Consider the following 22,045-nt stretch of genomic DNA (forward strand, 5'->3'; position numbering starts at 1 on the left):
GCGTCGGTTCTGCCGCCGAGGTCCTCACCATGCCCCTTGCTAAAGGCATCGCCACTTATACTTCGATGAGGTTCAGCGACGAGCCGGCATCTTGAATGGAGAAACACGACAGTGGGTTTGAATTTTTCTCACGAAACACTGGCCCAACGGGTGCTCTTTGGTACGGGTTTGGCCGCAGAGCATCTCGCCGCCGAGGTCAGCCGGCTCGGTGCATCGCGGCTCATGGTGATCGCTGGCCATCGCGATTCCGACACCGTCAGTGCTCTTACCGCGGTGCTTCCGGTGGCACTGCATTATTCCGAGATCATCCAACACGTGCCGCTCGAGAGTGCCGAACGTGCGCGCGCCGCTGCCCGAGAAAACAACGTTGATCTCTTGGTGTGTCTCGGTGGAGGCTCAGCTGTCGGCCTGGCCAAGGCGATTGCCTTAGACACCACAACGCCCGTCATCGCCATTCCCACCACGTACGCGGGGTCCGAAGCCACTAATGTTTGGGGGTTAACCGAAGCTGGCCGCAAAACGACGGGGATTGATGCCCGGGTGCTGCCGGTGACAGTGATTTACGATGCTGCATTGAGCCGCATGCTTCCCGTGGAGCTCTCCGTCGCTTCCGGGCTGAACGCCATGGCGCATTGCATCGATTCTCTCTGGGGACCACGTGCCGATCCGATCAATGCGACCCTTGCTGCCGAGGGCATTAGCGCTCTGGCCGCTGGCTTGCCGGCCATCATCTCCGATCCACCAGGCCTCGATGGCCGCGAGCAAGCCCTCTATGGGGCCTACCTATCTGCCGTTTCCTTTGCCTCTGCAGGATCCGGGATGCACCACAAGATCTGCCATGTCCTCGGCGGCAGCTACAACATGCCGCACGCGCAGACGCACGCCATCATATTGCCCCACGTTTTGGCTTTCAACGCGCCCTTCGCACCGCAGGCAGCCGAGCGGATTGCTGCTGCCTTTGGCTCACCGGATGCCGTCACGGGGCTGAACGCCTTGCGCAAGCGCCTTGGTGCCCCTTCTGCGCTGAAGGACTACGGGTTTGAACTGGCGAACATCCCCGAGGCCGTCTCAATGATCTTGCCCGTCATTCCCGCCAACAACCCCAGAGCCGTCACGGCTCAAAATCTCACCGAGCTGCTCACCGCAGCGTTCCACGGCAGCACACCTCGCACCTGAAAATCGGCGCCCATAAACGTCGCTACCGGGGTCGAACGGTTAGATCCACCCTTGTTCGCGAGCTAGATGGGCTGCCTCAATCCGGTTAGCCGCCCCGGTCTTACCGATCGCGTTGGACAGGTGGTTGCGCACCGTTCCAACGCTCAGGAACATCCCCGCAGCAATCTTGGCCACCGGCGTCCCCGCCTGGGCGTGGGACAGTACCTCACGTTCACGTTCGGTGAGTGGGTTGGCGCCGTCTCCCAACGTATTGGCCGTTACCAACGGGTCAAATACCCGTCCGCCGACAAACACGTTCCGTACCGCTGCGGCAAGTTCGGCAGAAGGAGTGTCCTTCACCAGAAAGCCGCTGGCCCCGGCCTCAAAGGCAGCGCGTAAGTAACCCGGACGGTCAAAGGTTGTCACCATCAGGACCTTGCAGTCCGGAAGTTGGGCGCGCAATCTGCTGGCCGCTTCCAGCCCGTTCACGTTGGGCATCTGGATATCCAACAGGGCCACCTGTACGCCGTGTTCTTCGGCGAGCGCCACCACGTTACGTCCGTCCCCGGTCTGAGCCACCACCTCGATGTCTGTTTCCAGGTTCAGCAGGGCGGCAAGTGCCCCGCGGACCAGCGCTTGGTCATCGGCCAACAGCACCCGGATGGGCTCGGTAATTTGGTGATTTTTGGGCATCACCATGACAGCTCCACCTTGGTTCCTCCGTGTTCGGAGTCCCCGATCTCAAAGGCCGCCCCGCTGAGTCGGGCGCGTTCACGCATGCCCCTGATGCCATGGCCCTCCTTGAAGCCGGCCAGCGAATCTCCATCGTCCTCGATGCTCAGGGCGTGTTCACCGATGCAGATCCAGGCGGTGGTGGCGTGCGCGTGGCGCAACACGTTGGTCGCCGCCTCCCGAAGGATCCACGACAGGGCTGTGGAGCGCGCCGGGTCGAGCAGTAACGGATTGCCGATGAACACCGTGGTGATCCCCGCGTCGTCGAGAGCAGAACGAATCGCCGGCAATTCTTCGGCAAGGGTCGTGCGGCGCAATCCTTCCACCGTGGCCCGGATCGAATCCATGGCCTCGTGAGTGAGCTTCTGGATCTGCTGCAGCTCGGCGCGGGCGGAGTCAATATCGGTATCCAATAGGCGTTCGGCTAGTTGGGCTTTGAGTCCCACAGCGGTGAGCGAATGCCCCAACGCGTCGTGCACGTCCCTGGCCATCCGCTCCTGTTCGGTGAGTACCGCGAAGTCCAGTCGCAGATCATCTGCCACGATGCTCCTGCGGATCAGCACGGTGTTCACGGCATTCACGACGATCAGCACCACCAATAATCCAAGCAAAAAGACGTAGTCGCTCAGTGGTCCCGACGATATGGCGATCGCCAGGGAAACGATGAGAACCACGGCGTTGACGATCCACATGCTACGTACCGAGAGCAGATAGGCGGCAAAGCTGATGAGAAACGGCCCGAAGCTGATGATATCTGCCCCGAGGAGCGGGATGGTGGCCCCCACGACCAGCACCAGCAACAAGAACGGGATCCAGGCCCGAGCGAACCCGCTGGCGCTGACTCCGAGTTCCGAGCTATAGGTATAGAAGGACCTCAGGTAGATCACGGCAAAGGCGAGGATCAGTCCGTAGCCGGCCACCCGCGCGGGCATTGGAAGCGCGGATTGGGCGATGGTCAGGACGGGGAAGGTCAGAAAGACAATCCACACCGCCGCCAGCAGCCACCCATAACGCGACCAGAAGGAATGCGTTTCTGCCTGGTTCGAGCTCACCTGCGAGCCTGCGAGCGGCGGACCGCCCACAGCGCCAGGATTACGAAGAGAAGTGCCCATGCAACAAGATTAGCGATCAGCAGCCCGATCGAGTCCGTGGGCGCATCGGCGCCGGTACCTGACCCCTGAAGCAACGGCCAGCGCACCAGCCCCACGTACCCATACATCGGGGTGAAGCGGGCGATATCCAACATGGTGCCGCTCAACGGCAAAAACACGTTGCCGAAGAAGGCGAAGAACACCATGCCTCCGCTGGCGACGCCGATGGCCGTCTCCGACTTGAAGCTCATACCCACCCCCATGCCGTAGAGCGCGAAGATTGAGGCCCCGAACACCGCCATCAGGTAACTGGCAGTCCAGATGCGCCAATCATCTGCTTGGGCTCCGGTCATCGCTCCCAGGGCGAACACTGCGCCAGCGGAGAATGCGGCAATGATCAACGAAACGCAGACCTTTGCCCCCACAAAGCCCGCAGGTTTCATCGGGGTCAGGGCAATCTGGCGTCCCCAACCCAGCAGGGATTCGGTGGCAGCAGTTCCAGCGATCGAGGTGGTGGCCACCGCCGCCCCATAGGCAGCCATGGAAGCCATAATGTAAAACTTCACGTTGCCGTTCCCCGCACTCTCTCCCCCACCACCAAACATGTTCCCGAAAAGCAGGTACATGAGCACCGGCATGAAAACGGTGAACATCAGGTTCCCGACGTCCCGGAACTGGCGGGTCAGTTCGATGCGTACGTAGGTGGGGTTCATGAGTTCTCTCCGGTCAATTCCATGAAGGCTGCGTCCAAGGTGGGTGCGGTGATTTCTAAGTCCGTTGCCGCTAGTTGACCCAGCAGCATCCGCGCCGCGGCATCGGAGTCCGGACCGGTGACCTGAATCCGTTGGCCCTTGAGCCGCACCGAGGACACCTGGTCCAGCTGTTCGAGGGCGCTGATGGCCACAGCGGTGGGGCTTCCGATGGGCAGCGTGGCGCTCACTACGCGACCGCCGGTCATGGAACGCAGCTTTGCGGTGGGGCCATCGGCAAGGACCTTACCCTTTCCAATGAGCACCGTGCGTTCGGCGAAGTCTTGGGCTTCCTCGAGGTAATGAGTGGCAAAGATGACGGTGCGTCCCTCGAGCGCATCTTGTCGCATGGTCTCCCAGAACCCGTGGCGGGCAGCGACGTCCATGCCGGCGGTGGGTTCATCCAGGATTAGCAGGCGCGGATCGGGCAGTAGGGCGAGGGCGAACTTCAGCCGTTGTTGTTCACCGCCCGAACATTTGGAGACCTTGCGCTTGGCCAGTGACATGATGTCTGTGCGTTCCATGACCGTGGCGATGCGGTCTTGGGCTCCGTGCAGCGCGGCGATCGCCGTGACGGTTTCGCGCACCGTGAGATCACGCAGTAGCCCACCGGTTTGCAAGACGGCTGAGACTTCCCCGGCCTCCACCGCCGCGCGTGGGCTCTTGCCAAATACCGTGATGGTTCCCGAGGTGGGTGCGGTGAGTCCGAGCATCATGTCGATGGTGGTCGTTTTTCCTGCGCCATTGGGGCCGAGAAATGCGACGATTTCACCGGTGCCGACGCTCAGATCGATTCCCGCCACGGCCTCTAGCGGGCCCTGATTGGTGTGGAAAGACTTGCGCACTTTTTCCAGTTTGAGTGCCAAACGTTGGGCCGACGGTGTTGCTGCGGGTTCGATCCGCTGCGGGCTGATGATGTCCATGGATCAAGTCTTCATCAGCCCGGGTGCCGGACAGAAGTGCAAATTGTCATGGTTCACCGCCAGCAAGCTTTGGTACGTTGGTCTTTCTCGCGTATGGCCTTCGCCGTCTGCGCAGGCGGTTTGTTGCCCAGCTCGAGCACAAGAGCGCTCCGGAGCTCCAGGGCCACATCCGTGGTTTCTCTATGACGCAGCAGCAAAGTCTGCGCAATGTCGTGGCGCCCGGTGGCGCGGACGTAGCCCAGGGGCCGGATCCAAGAGCTTTGCCACCGTATCCAGTTCACCGGTGAACCCGGTGGGGCAGCGCAGCGCCTCGACTTCGCGAACTTAAATCAGGCGCGGGCGGGTGCCGATCGACGTGCCACCAGGTCGCGCTCCGGCTCACGGAGATCGGTTCCATCCTCGCTGATCACCTGCAGCGATGCCGACTGTGGGGAGAATGCAGGAATCATCTCCCCTGCTGCCGTCACGGGCACGCCTGTTCGCACAAAGCCACCGAGCACCGCACCGAGTTCGGCAGCAGCAGCATCAAAGATGCTCTGAGAAAGGCCCGCAAGCATCGGGGCGTCGGACCACTGCTGGCGGTTGCCAAAGAGGAACGGCAGCTCGAAGCAGTGCGCGGCACCCGCGTTGGACAATAGCGATTCAACGTCGAATCGAACCGTGCTCACGTTCTTGCCCGCAGCAACCGCAGCATCGGCAAATTCGGTGGCGTAGAGCTCGATCTGATGCAGGGTCATGGCCCTAGCCATGCGGGTCTTCGGTGTTGATCCCGGAAGCTCCTGGCGAAGTTTCTCGCCGCTGGCTTCGGGATCCTCAAAATGCGCACCCATGAATCCCGCGACCGCACCTTCGGTAAAGGCCATTTCCGGAGCCTGGCCGATGAAGGCCTGTGCCTCGTCTTTGGTGTGTGTGAGCAAAATCTGTTCAACGTGCAACCGAGTCATGGCCGCATCCACGTCAAAAAGATCGGCCGGGACATTTTCATCGATGCTCGGCATTAGCCCCAGACCACGACCTGCCCACGCCCGGGCCACCTCGCCCTGAGCCGCAAGCAGCTCAGCGATGGGCACCAGCGCGGCACTCTTGCCGGCGAGCGCCAGATCAATAATGCTCTGGCGTTGGGCCGCGGCGTCCTGATCCAAGGGCGGCTGATAGGTCAGCGACATCAGTGCCACACGCTGGAACAATCCCCGAGCAGCCGGCAGCTGCGCCATGACAAAGGCCCAGAAGGCACCGGCCGACTGTCCCACCAGACTGACATCTGCCGGGTTTCCGCCCAAGGTAGCGATATGCGTCTGTACCCATTGAAGGGCGTGCAGCAGATCGCGGGGAACCAAGTTCCCTGCTCCCACTTCGCCGCCATGGGCCAGCAGACCGATGCGGTAGTTCACCACGACCACCACGCAATTCTGCTGCTGAGCGAAATGGGTGGCGTCGTACCAGCGCACTGCGCCGGCTCCCGAGACAAAGGCGCCGCCGGGCAAAAACACCATGACCGGTAGGTTGGTGGCGTCTTCGGGTGCGAACACCGAGAGCTGGAACGCTTGCTCGGACTGCTCCAATTCGCCCAGCGCTCCGCCGAGCAGCCAGTCCAGAGCCCCGGGGCTTTGCGGGAAGGCCGCGGGTTCGGCCACGATGAGGGAATCCACCGGCTGCAGTGCGCTATAGCGCCCCGCAGCCAACGTGCCATAACTAAAGGTCTTCACCTAGCGCACGTCCTGGTACTGGCTACGGTCCACCGCGCGGGTGATGTTCCAGTAGTCGAGCATCGGGTAGGGCCAGATCTGTGAGACCCGACCCTGTTTGTTTTTGTACCAGGTCTTTACCTCTGGGTGACCCCAGGCCTTGGCCCGGTTGGCCTCATCAAGATCAGCGACAAAGGACTCCAGCACCTCTGGCTGCAGGTCCAGGGCCTTGAGGTCCTCACTGAGCACTATGCGCAGGGCATCAAAGATGTAGTTCAGTCCGTATTCGATCATCGAGAAGAGTGAACCGTTCACCACGTGTCCGGTATTCGGTCCCGAGACGATGAACAGGTTGGGGAAGCCCGGTACGGTAATCCCGGCGTACGCGGTGGCGTTGCCTGCCCACTGCTCGTGCAGGTCTTTGCCCTCGCGCCCGGTAATCTTCAGCGGCTCCAGGAATTCGGAAGCGGTAAAGCCGGTGGCGTAGATGATGACGTCGAGCTCGTGCAGCGTGCCTTCGCCATCGATGATGCCTTCGGCGCACATTTCTGTCATCCCGGAGGTGATCAGCGAGGTCTGCGGCTTCTTCAGGCTCGCTGACCAGACACCGTTATCGCGGAGCATGCGCTTACCGCCGACCACGTAGTCGGGGGTGACCTTTTCCAATAGGTCGGGGCGGTCGGCGTACTGCTTCTTGAGCATCTCGATCAGCTGGTTGCGCACCCGGGCGTTGGTTTCGGAAACGGAACCGGGGGTCGTCCAGTTCGGGTCAGCCGCGGTGGTGTGCTGGCGTCCCTCGACACCCAACCAGTGCTGCCAGAAGCGCAGCCACTGACCGTACTGTGGCAGGTGCTCGGCGAGCCACAGCACCGATTCGGGCATGTCCTCGTAGTAGAAGGGGGTGGGCAGCATCCATGGCGAGGAACGCTGGAAGATCTTCAGCTCTGCGACCTCATCAACGATGGCCGGGACGATCTGGTAGGCCGAGGCGCCAGAACCGATGACCGCCACCCGCTTGCCCCGCAAATCGATGGCCGGGTCCCATTGGGCCGAGTGCACCTGGATGCCAGCAAATTTCTCCCGGCCCGGGGTGTCGGTGAACTTGGGGCGATCGAGCTGTCCCACGGCCGAGAGCACCGCGTTGAAGTGGCGCACCTCGAGAGCTGCACCGTCGATGCTCATTTCTACCGCCCAGAGTCCGGTGTCCTCATTCCAGGTGGCGCTGCGCACCTCCGCACCGAGCTGAACGTTGGCACTGATGCCGGAACGCGCTGCCACCTCACGGGTGTAGGAGAGGATTTCTGGTCCCTCGGAGAACTGCTGCGGCCAGTTATCGCGCTGCGCGAAGGAGAAGGAGTAGGCGTAGTTGGGGGTGTCCAGTCGAACACCCGGGTAGGTGTTCTTCCACCAGGTACCGCCGACTTCGTGGCCCTTTTCAAAAACGGTGTAGTCGTACCCGGCCTGCTTCAGGCGGTACGCGGCGGCCATTCCGGCCACGCCCGAGCCGATCACCGCAACGGTGAATTCTCGCGTGGGCGCCAATTCCTTAGCATGGTGGCGCGGGGTGCCATTGTGCTGGGGTACCAACGCCATGTCGTGCATGAGCATCGGGTGGTAGTCGCGGGTGGCCCCGTTGGTCATCCAGTCAAGGATGAGAGCGGCCTGTTCATCGGAGAGTGGGGAAACGCTGGTCAGCTTTTCGTCGCGGACTCGACGCAGGGCGTTGAAGGCCAGCTCACGAGCGCGTTCTTGGGCGGCTGCGTCCAATCCGCCGTGAGGTGTGCCCACGGTGTCCACCGGAGGCTGAGGTGGACGCAGGTCCTCACGCAGTATGGAGTAGTCCCCGGTCACGGTGGCCAGCGCGACCATGAGGGCCGGAAGATCGGCATTCTGAATAATGCGGAGCAGTTCGTCGTCGCCCTCGGTAATGGGCGCGTATTCGGCTCGCCAATACAGATCGTCGATCTTGGTCTGCGACTGGTCCTGGGTCAGGGTCTCGGTCATTTTCACTCCTTGTGCTGCTGGACGATGGCGTTTCCCTGCCCGGGAACGCTCGAAGGCTTGAGACTAGTGTCACGCACAAGTTATGCATAAGTCAACGTAAAATGTATTCTCTATGGCGTTTGGTATGATTCACACATGGCTAAGATGACCGATTCAGAGACCCTGTCCAAGCACATCAGGGACGCCCTACGGAATGACATCCTTGAGGGCAGATGGGCTCCCGGCGCAAAGCTGCAGCTCACCCGGCTCTCCGATCACTACCAGACCTCAAGCACCGTGATTCGCGAGGCCCTCACCCGTCTGGTCGGTGACCAATTGGTGACGCTTCGCCCCAACCGCGGATTCTTTGTTCCCGAGCTATCGCTGGCGGAGCTCAGTGACATCACCGAGATGCGCTGCGTCAACGAATCCCTTGCCGTCGCTCTGGCCGTCGAGCGCGGCTCCATTGCGTGGGAAAGCGAACTGATCGCCGCCCATCACACCCTCGAACGCACCGAGCGCCGCTCGGCGGAAAATCCCGACGTGCACACCGAGGCATGGAACCACGCCCACCAGCTCTTCCACGCAAAACTAGTTGAAGCTTGCGGAGTGCCCCTGCTGCTCAACCTGACTTGCATTCTCTCCGATCTCACCCAGCTCTACGGGCGCTGGGCCGGATCCGCAACGCGCGATGTGAAACGCGACGTTGATAAGGAACACCGCGACATCCTCGATGCTGCGCTGGCTCGAGACGCCACTCTGACCGGCGACTTGCTGCGCACTCACTACGAGACCACCCTCAATGCGGTCAAGAAGGCCGGCGAGGTAGGGATGTCTGGCTCGCTGTACGACGCCGCAGCGTCCTAAGGTACGTCAGGTTAGGAAAGGGGCGGGTGCCCGGCCCAAACGCCGGATATCCGCCCCTTCGCCTCTAGCCGATGGCCAGTGCTTCAGTCGCTGATGAACGCTCCTCGCGGTACCGCTCGGGCCACACACCCTGCTTGCCCGGGGCAATAACGCCCGCCGGATCCAGGGCATCCTTGAGTTTTTCCTGTAGACGTCGTAGCGCATGGTTGTTGTAATCGAACCCGTCGGCGATGCGATCCATGTAGTCAACATGGCTGCGATACGGCGCATAGCCCTTGGCCCGGGCAACATCTAGTAATTCGGCATAGAGGGCGCGAGCCCGTCCCAGCATTTCCTCATTGCCGCGTTCGAAGAAAATCATCGTCACGTGGACCATATGACGTGGGTAGAGGTGGTAGCCGATGTACAGGTCAAAGCCGTACTTGGCGTAGAGCCGCTTGGCTTCCTTGTAGAAGGCATAAACCTCTTCACCGCGCGCAGGAATGATCGGGGCAGCGTCAATGTGTCCACCATCTTCTGCCGCCCACCCCACCGTGGAGAGTGGCTTCAAGGTGGGAACCCCGGCCATTTGGGTACGGTCTAGGGGGCTAATGTCATCGTGCTGCAGGGCCAGTCCCTCGGTACCCGAGTAAAAACGGGCGTCGATGCGGGCACCGGGAATGACGGTGATGCGTTCCCTGATGATTTCCAGCCGTCGTTCACATAGGCCGCGGTCACCATAAAGCGCGAACTTTGCGTTCCATTGGCCCAGTCCGAATTCCTGACGCATTTCTTCCAGACGCCAGTCGGGAATCGACCCCTCGCCATCCCAGAATTTTGCGCGGTTACCGCGCATGGTCGCGGCCCGAACGATATTGCCACAGAGGGCGTTGTTCTGGATGATCTCCTCGCGACGCAGCGTGGTGAGGATGTCGATCAGCTGTGGCAGATCTTCCTCGTGCTCCACGGCAATGTCGCCATTAACGTACGTTTGCGGAGCCGGCTGCAACCAGAGCCCTATCTGGGTCACGACTCCGAGGTTGGACTGGGTAAAGAGTCCGTCGAGGGTGGGACCGAAGCCGCCCTGGAAGAGTGGGCCCAGGTCGGTGCCCTCCATGGCGCCCATACCTGTGCGCACCAGTTCACCGTCGGGAAGTACCACGTCCATTCCGCACAGCTGCTTCACGTGGTCGCCATGCGGGGTCATACCGTAGCCGCGGTCAAGCATATTTCCCATGACCGATCCCCAGCCCAACGCGGGAACACTGATCCAGACGTTGAGCCCGCGTTCCTTGATGTATTCGAAGAGGTCAAAGAAGGTGACTCCGGGTTCCACCACTGCATAACAAAGCCTGTCATCAACGGCAATGATCCGATTCATGCGGCTCAGGTCCAGGGCAACCATGCCAGAATCACGTGGCTCTGGTCCTCCGTAGCCCAGGTTTTTTCCGCAGGAGAAGACCCAGAGTGGAGTTTCTAGCTCGGTGGCAAGCTTCACCAGGCTCTGCACCTCGGCGGTGTTGGCCGGGCGTACACCGGGCCACGGGTTACGCCCCGGGTTCAGCGGATAGGGATCAAGATATCCCTCTGAGCTATCCAGCGACACCACGTTTTCCTTGCCGACAATCTGCTCGGCCTGCTTCAGGAATTCTTCGCGACGATCCATAACTCACCCTTCTGGTTCCCGGCTTGGTGCCCGGGAACTATCTCAAAAATCAATTGTCTTGTACTGATTCATAGGCTTTATCAATAGGATTGATCCCATGAACCTCGATTCGCATCCCCGGCTCACCCTGCGCCAGTTATGGCACTTTGTTGTCGCCGCCGAGGCCGGGACCATGGCGGAGGCTGCGCGCCGTCTGCACATGGCACCGTCTGCCATTTCGATGTCGATCGCCGAACTTGAACGCATCGTCGGATCCGACTTGGCGATCAAGCGTCGTGCCAAGGGACTGACACTGACCGCCACCGGACGAACCGTGCTGGGCCAAGCCCGAGTCCTGCTGGAGCTGGCCGGAGAACTCGAAACCCTGGGCCAAGGAACCCGCGCCTCGTTGCGTGGACCGCTGACCGTGGGTTGTTTCATGAGCCTTGGCCCCACGATCATTCCCACCATGCTTCGTGCCTTCGCCGAACAGTGCCCCGAGGTGGAAGTCGATTTTGTCGAGGGTTACCACGCCGACCTGCAACAAGCTCTGTTGGATGGGTCCATCGACGCTGCCTTCCTGTACGGGGCTGAGATCTCGCCCAGCCTTTCCAGCGCACCCGTCACCGACTCCGAGCTCTATGTCCTGATTTCCAACGAACACGCCCTCAAAGATGCTGACTCCGTTTCGCTGGCCGATATCGCCGAGGAACCGTTGGTGCTCTTTGACGCTGACCCGATTTCCCGGCGCATCCTGGGATTGTTCGAGGAAGCGGGAATGACCCCCACCGTGCGGCACCGCTCGCGCAGTTACGCAACGGTGAGGTCTCTGGTGGGATCCGGACGCGGTGTTGCTCTGCTGTTCCAGCAGCCCGAACTCGAAGCTCCCTACCAGGAGCTTCGAGTGGTACTCAAACGCTTGGACGCCCCGGGGATGCCCGGGGCAGCTCCGGTACCGGTGTCCGTGGTGTGGCCACGCAGCACCCGACTCAACGCGCGGGCCCAGGCTTGGGTCGAGGTTGCTTCGGAACTGTTCGCCCACGCCACACCGCCCGTTTAGACCAGGGTATTCGAGCGGATCGAGGACGGACGAGCCAGACCGAAGTTATCGCGAAGCGTGGTGCCCTCATACTCGGTGCGGAAGTATCCGCGCTCCTGCAGCTCGGGAACGAGCTTGTTGCAGATTAGTTCAAACCCTCCGGGGTTAAACGGTGCGTTGAGGTTAAAACCGTCACAGGCCTTGGAATCAAACCAGTCAATCATCCGGTCGGCAACCGCCGAGGCAGTTCCGGCCATCCACTGGTGTCCGGTGGAGCGGGCCAGATCAACGATCAGCTCGCGCAGGCTCATGCCCTGGTCCACCGACTTGCGACGGTAGATCTGGTAGCGCGAGCCCAATGCCGGATCATCGGAGAACCAGTCTTCGGGGATGGAATCGTTGAGGTCAAGACGGGTCAGATCCATCTTCAAATCCGCACCGACCTGCACACGACCGTTGTCCATGTGGATGTTGTTGGCCAGGTGTTCGGCCAATTCGTCGGCCTCGGCCTGGGTATCACCGAGGATCGGCAGGATCCCGGGGATGATCTTGATGTCCTCGGGGTTGCGCCCCTTGGCAGCTGCCATGGCCTTGAACTTGGCGTAGAACTCCACCGATGGTTCCTTCAGCGGCTGAGCCGTGTAGATACCGTCGGCAACCGAGGAGCCCAGCTCCATGCCGGGTCCCGAGGAACCTGCCTGCACCATGACCGGGCGTCCCTGCGGGCTGCGTGGCATATTGATGGGGCCGTCAACGGAGAAGAATTCGCCGCGGTGGTTGATCGGGTGGATCTTAGACGGATCAACGTACCAGCCACTGGCCTTGTCGTTGGTGACGGCGTCGTCTTCCCACGAATCCCACAGCTGCTGAACGACGTCAACAAATTCGGTGGCTCGGCGGTAACGCGTCGCCGGGTCCGGGGCCTCGGTGATGCCGTAGTTCTGGAAGCCGTCGGAGGAGGTAACAATGTTCCATCCGGCGCGGCCGCCTGACATGTGGTCTAGTCCTGCCATCTGCCGAGCGAGGTTGTAGGGCTCGCTGAACGAGGTGGAAACGGTGCCGATGAGGCCAATATTCTTGGTACGCGCCGCCAATGCTGCCAGCACCGTCATCGGTTCGTAGAAGCCGTTCATCTTGATGTCGCCGCGCATCACGGTATTGGCGTGCACGATGTCGCCGAAGAAGATGGCGTCGAGCTTGGCGTCTTCTGCCATGCGGGCCAGGTCGTAGACGAATTCTAGGTTGGCGAGCTCTTCGGAGCGGCTGCCATCCATACGCCACGAGTCCTTGTGGTATCCGGCCGGCAACATGAAGGTCGTCAGGACCATGTGCTTGGGGTTCTTGGGTGCCATGAGATCAGGCTCCTTTCGCTCGATGCCCAGCGCAGCGGTGCGCCGGGGCAAATTCTTCTGTGGATGCTTAGGTACATCGTGCCAACGTCTTGAAAGATCGTAAATGGAGAACTTTCAGAACATTATGTTCAATATTTCTGATGTTGGGCATCGCCCACGACGATTCCTCCGGCGCTGCATTCGCCAAAAAAAATGTCGCTCCGTCGCCAGAATCAGTTTGGGTAAGAACTAGTGACGCTGGAGTTCTTTCTTGGAGGGTGCCACCACTTGCTGGGACTGCGCGCCCTCGGGGCTCATGCGTACGGCGATCAGTCCCAGAATCAGGACGGCGGCCCAGAAAACGCCAACCCATACGAAACCGCCGGCCAGCGTCAGCGCGGTGGCGATCATCGGGGTAAATCCTGCACCCAAGGTGGCTGCGCCTTGGTAGGAAAGCGAAGCTCCGGTGTAGCGGACATCGGCGGGGAATAGCTCGGAGATGTAGGCGCCGATCGGACCGGCCAGGATGCCTTGAATAACGCCGTTGCCCACGAGCACCGCCAACATGAAGCCCCACGCGGTTCCGTTGTGCATCAGGTATAAGGCCGGGAAGGCCCAGAGAACGCCGAGCACACCACCCAGGGTCAGTACCGAACGACGGCCGATACGGTCCGATAGCCGGGCGGCCGCGAAGCAGACAACGATGGTGACAACGGCGGCCATGCCCTTAATGTTCAAGACGGTCGAGCGCTCAACACCCTCCGCCACGGCCACCGAAACACCCCACGAGGTCAAGATGCCCTGCATGGTGTAGAAACCCAACGATGCCACGAGGGTAATAACCACGGTGCGCGGGTGGTTTCGCAGCACGCGCATGATCGGGGTGCGACGCTTCTTCTCAACCACGGCGGCCTTGGACTCAAGCTCCTTGAAAACCGGAGATTCAGCCACCTTGAGGCGGATCACCATACCCACAACAATCAAGACGGCGGAGAAGAGGAAGGGGATGCGCCAACCCCACACCAGGAACTGGTCACCCGTGAGCGCAGAAACTCCCGAGACCACAAATGTTGCCAGCAGGCCACCGGCCGGGGCGCCCGCATTGGCGAATGAGGCGGCCAACCCGCGCTTTGAAGCGGGAGCATGCTCGAGCGCCATCAACGTTGCTCCGCCCCACTCTCCACCCACAGAAATTCCCTGCACCATGCGTAGGAGCACCAGAATGATCGGCGCGGCGATGCCAATGCTGGCGGTGGTTGGCAACAGGCCAATCGCGATCGTCGCGATGCCCATCATCATCATCGAGAGCACCAGCATCCGCTTGCGACCAAGAACATCACCGAAGTGACCGAAAATGATGCCACCGAGCGGGCGGGCCACGTAACCGACGGCGAGTGTACCGAAGGACGCAAAGAGCGCCAGCCCCGGGTCGAGGTTGCCGAAAAAGACCTTGTCGAAGATCAGCGCAGCAGCTGTCGCATAGAGGATGAAGTCGTAGTACTCAATAATGCTGCCCAGGAGGCTAGACCCCAAGACACGACGCATGTCCTTGGTGTTCAATGACTCGCTGCTGCCGCTGACCGTGGCGGGTGAATTTTTCATGGACTCGCAAACTTCCGTTGGAACCAAAATTGTGACCTAAGCCATGATGACTCACCTCACACCACAACGTCAATTTTTACGCATTTTTAACATCAGAATATTTTATTCAACCAATCGGAGCATCTGCCCGTCTGGGAAACTTTCTCAAAACCAGTCCCGTCGGTATTGCGCAAATCACGTTCAGGTATATAAACTTACACACAGAATATATTCTTGCCTCCATAGGGCAAGTCCAGTCAGCTAAGGAGAATCCCGTGAGCGCACGCAACGGAGCAGCATACAAAGAAGGCCTGAAGGACTCCCGCGAGGTCTGGCTTGGCGATCAGCGCATCGACGTCACCGAACACCCCGCATTCAAGGGCTCGATCAACGGCATGGCCGCATACTTCGACTACCAGCACAAGTACGCTGATGATTGCCTCATGACGGACGCCGACACCGGCGAGGAACACAACGTCTCGCTGCTGCGTCCACACAACGCCGACGACATTGCCCGCCGCCACCGCGCTTTTGACCGCCTGGCCCGCTACTCCAATGGCATGCTCGGCCGCACCCCGGACTACGTCAATGTGGTGCTCGCCGGCCATGCCTCGCGCAAGGATATCTTCGACCGCTCCGGTGACCCGGTCTACTTCGAACGTCTCGAGGCCTACTGGAAGCACGTACAGAAGCACGACCTCGCACTGACTCACACCATCGTGCACGCGGCCATCGACAAGTCCGTCGGCGAACTGCAGGGAATCAATGAGGAACTTACCCTGCGCGTGGTTGAACGCACCGAAGCCGGTCTGATTGTTCGCGGTGCCAAGATGCTCGCAACCTTGGGCCCGATCGCCGATGAACTCTACGTCTACCCGGCCGTGCCGATCCAGAAGGGCTATGAAGAATACGCTCTCTCCTTCGCCATCCCGGTGGCCACCAAGGGTGTCGTTTCGGTCTGCCGCGACCACTACGGCGTGGACCAGGACGTTGTTGACAAGCCATTCTCCTCACGCTTTGACGAGCAGGATGCCGTCATCATCTTTGATGACGTGCTGGTTCCCTGGGACCGGGTATTCATCGACGGTCAGCTGGATGTCTACAACGCACTAAATGGTGGAACCGCCACCGGCAACACTCAGCAGCAGACCGCCATCCGCGCCTCGGTCAAGCTCGAGTTCGCCTACGACCTGTGCACCCAGATGGCCAAGGTCACCGGCACCGATTCCAAGCCCGACACCGCCACCATGCTCGGTGAAATCTACTCCTACCTGCGCATCGCTCGCTCGGTGATCCACTCCGCCGAGGTCAACGCCTCCGATTGGGGCGGCGGAGCCTTCTTCTGCCACGACGACATCTCCGCACTGCGCACGATGATGCCCCTGTGGATGGCTCGCGTGAACGACATCATCAAGTCCATGGGCTCACACAACCTGCTCGCCACCCCCACCGCCGCTGCCTTCGATGAACCGCGCCTTGGCCCGCTGCTGCGCAAGTACTTGCCGGGCGCCGGCGGCGTCTCCCCGGAGGAGCGCGCCAAGATCTTCCGCACCGCCTGGGACTTTGCCGGTTCTGCTTTGGGCAGCCGTAATGAACTCTACGAACGCTTCTACCTCGGTTCCATTGGGCGCGCCCGCGCCTTGGACCACAAGAAAGCCCAGGCCAAGGGGGTTGGCGGAGCCTTCGATGCGATGTTCGCCGAGCTGGGTATTTACCCGGTGATTAACGCACCTGACGATCTGAATCTGACAGCCGTCACCGTCCCCACCCGCGCCTAAAAGGACACTCCCGCCATGGAAACCGCAATTCCCCTCGTGGACAGGCTTGTTACCCACGCCTTGGGGATCACTTTCGAGGATCTAGATCCACACACGTTGATCCGGGTGAAAACCCGACTCCTTGATACCCTCGGCGCGATGGCGGCCGGGCACGGGTCCCAGGATGCACCAGCGGTGCTTCGCGTGGCTGCAGCCTGGGGATCCGGCGATGACGCCGGCATTCCGGGGACCAGCTTGCGGTTACCTGCCGCCTCCGCTGCCTTCGCCAATTCCGTCTTGGCCAGGTCCTTTGACTTCGAACCTGTGGAGGCCGACGGACCGGAAGGCACTCGGGTGGCGGCACATATTTCCGGTACCACCGTCCCGGTGGCCTTGGCACTAGCCGAACTCACCGGGGCCAGCGGGGAAGAATTACTCACCGCGCTGGCTGTCGGAGATGACATCACCGCACGGCTGGCGGTAGCCAGCGGCTTTGACGTCTATTCGGGAGCGGATAACACCGGAACAGTAAATGCCCTGGGTGCCACGTTGATGGCAGCACGGATGTTGGGACTTGACGCGCCAACCGCCAAACACGCGCTGGGTATTGCGGCGAATCAACTCGGCGGCACCGTGGCCAACATCTTTGATGCGGCAAGTGCTTTCAAACTACCGATCGCCCTTGCTGCCCATACGGCCATCACCTCCGCCCAGCTGGCAGCGGCCGGGTTTACCGGAGCGAATGATCCGCTGGAAGGAAAGCATGGGTACTTCCAGATGTACTGCACCGATCCAAAGCCGGCACTCGCCGGCGTGTGTTTGGGGCGGGAGTTCTACGGGGATACAACCATCAAGCCGTGGTCCAGTTGCCGTGCCGCACATCCCTCCCTCGAGGCCTGTATTCGTCTGGTCACCGAGGAGGGTGTTGAGGTGGAGCAGATCAAGGACGTGAGCATTCACATCACCGAGCGGACTCTGAACGGATTTGTTGGAGCTCGCTTTGATCCGGCAGAACGCCGAGTAGTAGCCGGGCTTTTTTCGATCCACTTCACTGCGGCAGCCGGATTGCTTCACGGCACCGTTCGTCCCGAGCACCTCACACCCGAGGCGATGGGAGATGAGCGCATCGCCGCATTGCTCGAGCGCATTACGTTGATTGGCTCGCTGCCCAATAATCAGCGCCTCACCGCAGAAGCAACAGCCACGTTGAAGGACGGGAGCACCCGACACGTGCGGGTTCAATATCCTGCCGGCGACTTCGCCTCAACTCCGCTGGAAAACAGTGTCATTGAAGAGAAATTCCAGCTCAATGTGGCCTTCGGACTCCCGGAGCTTGCCGAGCGCGCACCACGACTGATCGAGCTGGTTTCCGGCCTTGAGCTGGCCGAATCACTCGAAGGGTTCTTTGGATCCTTAAACCCCACCGCCATGATCACCACCCCGATTGCCTAGGAGAAGTTACGATGAATACGCAAAATACGCCAGCCGAGACCACTGTCGTCGACGCCGGAATCTTCCGCAACGTGGTGGGCCATTTCGCCTCGGGCGTCACGGTTATCACCACCGTAGTGGACGGAGTCCTCTACGGAACCACGGCTTCGGCAGTTTCTTCGCTGTCGATGGAACCACCCATGATGCTCGCCTGCCTCAACCGATCCTCATCAACCCATGACCGAGTGGTCTCCGCCGGGTACTTTGGTATCAATATCCTGGCCGACGACCAGAGTGATCTGGCCTTCCATTTCGGGCGCAAGGGCGAGGACAAGTTCGCTTCGGTTCCCCACACCATCTCCCCCGAGGGCATCCCGTTGATTGATGGTGCGCTAGCTACCATCGTGTGCAAGGTTGATGAAACGGCAACCGGCGGCACCCACACCGTTTTCTTGGGCTTGGCCACCAGTGCCGAGGCACACAACCGCCAGCCATTGGCCTACTACCGCGGCTCAATGGGCAAGTTGGAACCGGTGAAGGAACTTTCTGCCTACACCGCCACCCGCAACTGGGTACTGCTGCGCAAGAGCCCATTGGGTTCCGATCTCGACATTGAAGCCATCGCCGAGGCCACTCGATCGGAAGCAGCTCATGTGGGCAACGCTCTGGTCAAGCTGGAAAGTGAGCACTTGGTCTTCCGCACCCCGAGCGGCGTCTTCCAGCCCAGCCCGATTACTGCCGAGCTCACCGATTCTGCCTACGATTCTCGGGCCACCATCGAGTCGGGCATCATCGCCTCGCACTTAGATAAGCTCACCGACGAGGTGATTGCCGAACTACGCCGCATTACCGTCGAGCTGGGCAGGTTGCGCGACGAATCTGAGGCAGATCTGGATGACTTCCTGGCCCTGAACGTCGCATACCACGATGCTCTGGTGGGCGTTGCTGGCTCCTCTCAGCTCACCGACGCATTCCGCCGGCTGGGCATCGGAACGGTGTGGCGTCAGGCTTTGACCCGCGAGGAATGGTCCCGAAACCTGGACCACACTCACGTGGCAGCACTGACCGAGGCTCTGGCTTCGGGTGACGCCACGGCCGCGCAAGACGCGCTCACCGCCCACACCGCGTTTGGTAAATCCTTAGCCCGCGAAGTGGTTCTGCGCCACGGCGGCAGCGTCTAAGCAAACTCTCCACACCAGTCTTTGTTGGACCGTTCCCCTGCTGGGGAACGGTCCAACAATGGTTTAACGTCCCATAGCCTCATGCTTGTTCGATTCACACATAGTGCATTATGATGCACTTATGGACGTGAACACCTCAAAACTCGCCGTGACTATTGGCGGGCGCATTCGTCGGGAACGTTTGGCACGCCAGTGGACCCTCGACCGATTGGCAGAAGCCGCGGGAGTCAGCCGCCGCCAAGTGATTAATGTCGAGCAGGGTGAGGCGAACCCCAGTATTGGAACCTTGCTGGGGCTCAGCGATGCGCTCGGAATCGGCCTTCCAGCTCTTGTCGAACCGCCCTCAAGTCAGGCGGTCAAGATCACTCTCGCCGGCGAGGCGGCAACGCTGTGGAGCGGGGAGTCCGGTGGCCACGGCAGGCTATTGGCCGGAACCCAACCACCCGACGTGGTGGAACTTTGGGACTGGCGGATGTTCCCGGGAGAGTCGCATCAAAGCAAGGCTCACCAAGGAGGAACCCACGAACTGCTGCATGTTCGCTCAGGGACGCTGACGCTGACAGTGGCCTTCGAGTCCTTTGAATTGAGCCAAGGTGACGCCATCTCGTTTACCGGCGATATGCCGCATTCCTATGCAAACCACGGCAACGAACCCACACAATTTTCTTTGACCGTTTATGAACCCCAGGTGGGCGCCGCCCACGGACGGAAGGACACCCATGAGTAAGACACAGACATTGCAGAATTTCCTCGACGGTGCCACCGTCGATGCCGAGGTCTTTGCGCTGAGGCCCGACTACCGCGCATTGCTCATTGCCGTTGACGGCATCGAAGCAGGGGAATCCGATGCAGCTAGCGAGGCTTTGCTCGCCGCGGCCGAGACCTCGGCCCGCACGGCACTACAGGAGCAACCCGTAGAGGACATTGCCCACGTCGCGGCCTGGCGCGAGGCCTACCGCGCCTTCGGATCCAAGCCACAGCGCACACGTAACAGCCTCGAAGCGTTGTTGCGTCGTGCCGAGTCGGGACTGCCACGCGTGAACCGATTGACCGACATTTATAACGGAATCTCGGTACTGCACCAGGTGCCATTGGGCGGCGAAAACCTGCAGCGTTACATCGGCTCACCGCGATTGATCCGGGCTACCGGCTCCGAGGAATTTGATACCACCGCGGGCGGGCAAGATTCTGTCGATACTCCCGACGTCGGAGAAGTGGTGTGGGGCGATGAGCAGGGAGTTACCTGCCGCCGGTGGAACTGGCGGCAGGGCAAACGCACCCAACTCACGGATTCAACCACCAGCGCCTTCTTCATCCTTGATGCCCTTGAACCCCTCGATGACGCGGCGCTCACTGCCGCAGCCGTCGATCTGGTGTCCCACCTGAAACAGTTGGGTCCCGACGTTGTGGTGGCCCAGCGTTTGATCTCCGCATCCTAACTCTTCTTCTCCCCAACTGTCACAGGAGCGTAAATGTTCACCGGTCTCAGCGCGTTTCCCCTCACTCCCTTGCATCATGACGCCTTCGACGAATCGACCTATGCCAGGCTGATCTCTCGATTAGTCGAGGCAAAGGTCGATTCGATCACCGCCTTGGGCTCCACCGGCTCCTATATGTATTTGGATCGGGCCGAGCGGGGCCGGGTTGCGCGTTCTGCCGTGCAGCACGCGGAGAACATTCCGGTTCTGGTGGGCATCGGTGCGCTGCGAACCTCTGCGGTGCAGGCGCTTGCTCACGATGCACAGGAAGCGGGAGCCAGCGGTTTGCTGCTGGCTCCCGTCACCTATCAAGGGCTGAGCGACGATGAGGTGTTTACTCTTTTTCAAGACGTTGACGCTCAGGTCTCGGTTCCCTTGGTCGTCTATGACAACCCCGGGACCACTCACGTACGTTTCAGCGAGGAACTCTACGCGCGCATCACCACGCTGGAACATGTTGCTTCAATCAAGATTCCGGGTGTTCCCACCGACCCCAAGGAAGCTTCCGCCCGGGTGCGCTCTATTCGCGAACACATCCGAACCGGTGTCACGGTGGGTGTCTCGGGTGACGCAACAGCGGCGAACGGGCTCATTGCCGGGTGTGACGCCTGGTATTCGGTCATTGGTGGCACGTTGCCGCAGCTTGCCTTGCGGATCAGTCGGGCAGCGCTCGGCGGTGACAGTGCATCGGCACTCAGTGAATCGGCACGACTAGAACCCTTGTGGTCGTTGTTTGCTGCCCACGGCAGCTACCGAGTCACCGCCGCAATTGCTGAGTATTTATCTCTTGTTGCGGCCGATTGTTTGCCGCGTCCCGTGTTGAGCTTGAACGCTGAGCAGCGGGCACTGGTGGCAAAAGTTGTTGATCAATTGCAGCTCACCGACTAAATCTGAAAGATTTCGGAGTGAGGTTCCGTGCGAGAGCACGGAACCTCAAGCTTCTGGTTCGTAACCGATCAGCCAATGAAGTCCGTGGCGATCTATTACTTCGCCGTCGGAGGCGCCCCATGGTTTGGGTTCCAGCGGACCCAGCACCGTACCGCCCACCGCAAGCTTGTTAAACCACTCATGCAGCGTGGCGGGATCGGCCGTGCCCAGCAACGAAAGCTTCATGCCTTCGGTCTTGAAACTTACCTCGCCCTCGGCTGCATCCGATCCGGCCAGGGCGACCACTCCTGAAAGCTGGCCATGGGCGACGGCCTCCGGCGGACCGTCCTCGCGACTGAACTCTTTATACGTATAAAGGGCAAGTTTCCCGCCAAAAATGTCCGAGTAGAAGCCGAGCGCTTCGCGCGCAGTGCCGGGGAAACTGACATAAACCATGAGAGCCGTCATGGGCAGAGCATATAAAGGCTCAGGTCCCGTGGCAATAGTGTCCACGCGAGGAGACGCCGAAAGGATGCGTTACTTCCCCATCGTTTGGGCGGAAGTAACGCAT

Annotated in this window: 19 protein-coding genes; 9 read left to right on the forward strand and 10 right to left on the reverse strand. The window is 60.7% G+C overall.

Annotated features, from left to right (window positions below; translation table 11 throughout):
* Positions 1 to 111 precede the first annotated feature (111 nt).
* Positions 112 to 1,176: an iron-containing alcohol dehydrogenase gene (locus HED64_RS03010; protein WP_168150597.1), complete on the forward strand. Its 1,065-nt coding sequence runs from the start codon at positions 112 to 114 to the stop codon at positions 1,174 to 1,176.
* A gap of 39 nt (positions 1,177 to 1,215) precedes the next feature.
* Here the strand turns inward: HED64_RS03010 and HED64_RS03015 are convergent, their stop codons facing one another.
* From HED64_RS03015 to HED64_RS03040, 6 genes are all read right to left on the reverse strand, one after another.
* Positions 1,216 to 1,848, reverse strand: a complete 633-nt coding sequence (locus tag HED64_RS03015; protein WP_168150598.1) for a response regulator transcription factor — start codon at positions 1,846 to 1,848, stop codon at positions 1,216 to 1,218.
* A complete protein-coding gene (locus tag HED64_RS20130; RefSeq protein ID WP_168150599.1) occupies positions 1,848 to 2,939 on the reverse strand; it encodes a histidine kinase in 1,092 nt (363 codons plus the stop codon). Before HED64_RS20130 ends, HED64_RS03015 begins: the two co-directional genes overlap by 1 nt.
* Positions 2,936 to 3,691, reverse strand: a complete 756-nt coding sequence (locus HED64_RS03025; RefSeq protein ID WP_168150600.1) for an ABC transporter permease — start codon at positions 3,689 to 3,691, stop codon at positions 2,936 to 2,938. The genes HED64_RS20130 and HED64_RS03025 overlap by 4 nt, the downstream gene beginning before the upstream one ends.
* Positions 3,688 to 4,650 (reverse strand): ABC transporter ATP-binding protein, encoded by a 963-nt coding sequence (locus HED64_RS03030; protein WP_168150601.1) that lies wholly within the window; start codon positions 4,648 to 4,650, stop codon positions 3,688 to 3,690. Before HED64_RS03030 ends, HED64_RS03025 begins: the two co-directional genes overlap by 4 nt.
* A 329-nt stretch (positions 4,651 to 4,979) precedes the next feature.
* Complete coding sequence (locus tag HED64_RS03035) at positions 4,980 to 6,356, reverse strand: carboxylesterase family protein (protein WP_168150602.1); 1,377 nt, start codon at positions 6,354 to 6,356, stop codon at positions 4,980 to 4,982.
* Entirely contained in the window at positions 6,357 to 8,339 is a 1,983-nt protein-coding gene (locus tag HED64_RS03040) for a flavin-containing monooxygenase (RefSeq protein WP_168150603.1), read from the reverse strand.
* A 135-nt stretch (positions 8,340 to 8,474) separates the two neighbouring features.
* On the opposite strand from HED64_RS03040, the gene HED64_RS03045 reads away from it, so the two are divergent.
* Positions 8,475 to 9,185, forward strand: a complete 711-nt coding sequence (locus HED64_RS03045; protein ID WP_168150604.1) for a GntR family transcriptional regulator — start codon at positions 8,475 to 8,477, stop codon at positions 9,183 to 9,185.
* Positions 9,186 to 9,249: 64 nt separating this feature from the next.
* Here HED64_RS03045 and HED64_RS03050 read toward each other — a convergent pair whose 3' ends face one another.
* Positions 9,250 to 10,830, reverse strand: coding sequence for an FAD-binding oxidoreductase (locus HED64_RS03050; protein ID WP_168150605.1), 1,581 nt, complete (start codon positions 10,828 to 10,830; stop codon positions 9,250 to 9,252).
* A 97-nt stretch (positions 10,831 to 10,927) separates the two neighbouring features.
* On the opposite strand from HED64_RS03050, the gene HED64_RS03055 reads away from it, so the two are divergent.
* Entirely contained in the window at positions 10,928 to 11,869 is a 942-nt protein-coding gene (locus HED64_RS03055) for a LysR family transcriptional regulator (RefSeq protein ID WP_168150606.1), read from the forward strand.
* Here HED64_RS03055 and HED64_RS03060 read toward each other — a convergent pair.
* Positions 11,866 to 13,200, reverse strand: coding sequence for an LLM class flavin-dependent oxidoreductase (locus HED64_RS03060; protein WP_168150607.1), 1,335 nt, complete (start codon positions 13,198 to 13,200; stop codon positions 11,866 to 11,868). The two genes, HED64_RS03055 and HED64_RS03060, sit on opposite strands and share 4 nt — an antisense overlap.
* A 228-nt stretch (positions 13,201 to 13,428) precedes the next feature.
* Positions 13,429 to 14,781 (reverse strand): MFS transporter, encoded by a 1,353-nt coding sequence (locus HED64_RS03065; protein WP_168150608.1) that lies wholly within the window; start codon positions 14,779 to 14,781, stop codon positions 13,429 to 13,431.
* A 254-nt stretch (positions 14,782 to 15,035) separates the two neighbouring features.
* On the opposite strand from HED64_RS03065, the gene HED64_RS03070 reads away from it, so the two are divergent.
* The 6 genes from HED64_RS03070 (at position 15,036) to HED64_RS03095 (ending at position 21,495) form a co-directional block, all read left to right on the forward strand.
* Positions 15,036 to 16,538: a 4-hydroxyphenylacetate 3-hydroxylase N-terminal domain-containing protein gene (locus HED64_RS03070; protein WP_168150609.1), complete on the forward strand. Its 1,503-nt coding sequence runs from the start codon at positions 15,036 to 15,038 to the stop codon at positions 16,536 to 16,538.
* A 15-nt stretch (positions 16,539 to 16,553) separates the two neighbouring features.
* Positions 16,554 to 17,969, forward strand: a complete 1,416-nt coding sequence (locus tag HED64_RS03075) for an MmgE/PrpD family protein (protein WP_168150610.1) — start codon at positions 16,554 to 16,556, stop codon at positions 17,967 to 17,969.
* A gap of 11 nt (positions 17,970 to 17,980) precedes the next feature.
* Positions 17,981 to 19,129: a flavin reductase gene (locus HED64_RS03080; RefSeq protein ID WP_168150611.1), complete on the forward strand. Its 1,149-nt coding sequence runs from the start codon at positions 17,981 to 17,983 to the stop codon at positions 19,127 to 19,129.
* Positions 19,130 to 19,250: 121 nt separating this feature from the next.
* Positions 19,251 to 19,856 carry a helix-turn-helix domain-containing protein gene (locus HED64_RS03085; RefSeq protein WP_168150612.1) on the forward strand — a complete coding sequence of 202 codons (606 nt, stop codon included), beginning with the start codon at positions 19,251 to 19,253 and terminating at the stop codon, positions 19,854 to 19,856.
* Positions 19,849 to 20,568 (forward strand): B3/B4 domain-containing protein, encoded by a 720-nt coding sequence (locus tag HED64_RS03090; RefSeq protein WP_168150613.1) that lies wholly within the window; start codon positions 19,849 to 19,851, stop codon positions 20,566 to 20,568. The genes HED64_RS03085 and HED64_RS03090 overlap by 8 nt, the downstream gene beginning before the upstream one ends.
* A gap of 33 nt (positions 20,569 to 20,601) precedes the next feature.
* Positions 20,602 to 21,495: a dihydrodipicolinate synthase family protein gene (locus HED64_RS03095; RefSeq protein ID WP_168150614.1), complete on the forward strand. Its 894-nt coding sequence runs from the start codon at positions 20,602 to 20,604 to the stop codon at positions 21,493 to 21,495.
* Between the two features lie 45 nt (positions 21,496 to 21,540).
* Here HED64_RS03095 and HED64_RS03100 read toward each other — a convergent pair whose 3' ends face one another.
* Complete coding sequence (locus tag HED64_RS03100; protein ID WP_168150615.1) at positions 21,541 to 21,942, reverse strand: VOC family protein; 402 nt, start codon at positions 21,940 to 21,942, stop codon at positions 21,541 to 21,543.
* Positions 21,943 to 22,045 lie beyond the last annotated feature (103 nt).

This window comes from Paeniglutamicibacter terrestris (assembly GCF_012271785.1).
GTDB classification, from domain to species: Bacteria; Actinomycetota; Actinomycetes; order Actinomycetales; family Micrococcaceae; genus Paeniglutamicibacter; species Paeniglutamicibacter terrestris.

Bases quoted from the DNA above. Each gene is read 5' to 3' on its own strand.
- HED64_RS03015 (WP_168150598.1), bottom strand. From the start codon at position 1,848: ATGCCCAAAAATCACCAAATTACCGAGCCCATCCGGGTGCTGTTGGCC.
- HED64_RS03025 (WP_168150600.1), bottom strand. From the start codon at position 3,691: ATGAACCCCACCTACGTACGCATCGAACTGACCCGCCAGTTCCGGGAC.
- HED64_RS03030 (WP_168150601.1), bottom strand. From the start codon at position 4,650: ATGGACATCATCAGCCCGCAGCGGATCGAACCCGCAGCAACACCGTCG.
- HED64_RS03040 (WP_168150603.1), bottom strand. From the start codon at position 8,339: ATGACCGAGACCCTGACCCAGGACCAGTCGCAGACCAAGATCGACGAT.
- HED64_RS03045 (WP_168150604.1), top strand. From the start codon at position 8,475: ATGGCTAAGATGACCGATTCAGAGACCCTGTCCAAGCACATCAGGGAC.
- HED64_RS03050 (WP_168150605.1), bottom strand. From the start codon at position 10,830: ATGGATCGTCGCGAAGAATTCCTGAAGCAGGCCGAGCAGATTGTCGGC.
- HED64_RS03055 (WP_168150606.1), top strand. From the start codon at position 10,928: ATGAACCTCGATTCGCATCCCCGGCTCACCCTGCGCCAGTTATGGCAC.
- HED64_RS03060 (WP_168150607.1), bottom strand. From the start codon at position 13,200: ATGGCACCCAAGAACCCCAAGCACATGGTCCTGACGACCTTCATGTTG.
- HED64_RS03065 (WP_168150608.1), bottom strand. From the start codon at position 14,781: ATGAAAAATTCACCCGCCACGGTCAGCGGCAGCAGCGAGTCATTGAAC.
- HED64_RS03075 (WP_168150610.1), top strand. From the start codon at position 16,554: ATGGAAACCGCAATTCCCCTCGTGGACAGGCTTGTTACCCACGCCTTG.
- HED64_RS03080 (WP_168150611.1), top strand. From the start codon at position 17,981: ATGAATACGCAAAATACGCCAGCCGAGACCACTGTCGTCGACGCCGGA.
- HED64_RS03085 (WP_168150612.1), top strand. From the start codon at position 19,251: ATGGACGTGAACACCTCAAAACTCGCCGTGACTATTGGCGGGCGCATT.
- HED64_RS03090 (WP_168150613.1), top strand. From the start codon at position 19,849: ATGAGTAAGACACAGACATTGCAGAATTTCCTCGACGGTGCCACCGTC.
- HED64_RS03095 (WP_168150614.1), top strand. From the start codon at position 20,602: ATGTTCACCGGTCTCAGCGCGTTTCCCCTCACTCCCTTGCATCATGAC.
- HED64_RS03100 (WP_168150615.1), bottom strand. From the start codon at position 21,942: ATGACGGCTCTCATGGTTTATGTCAGTTTCCCCGGCACTGCGCGCGAA.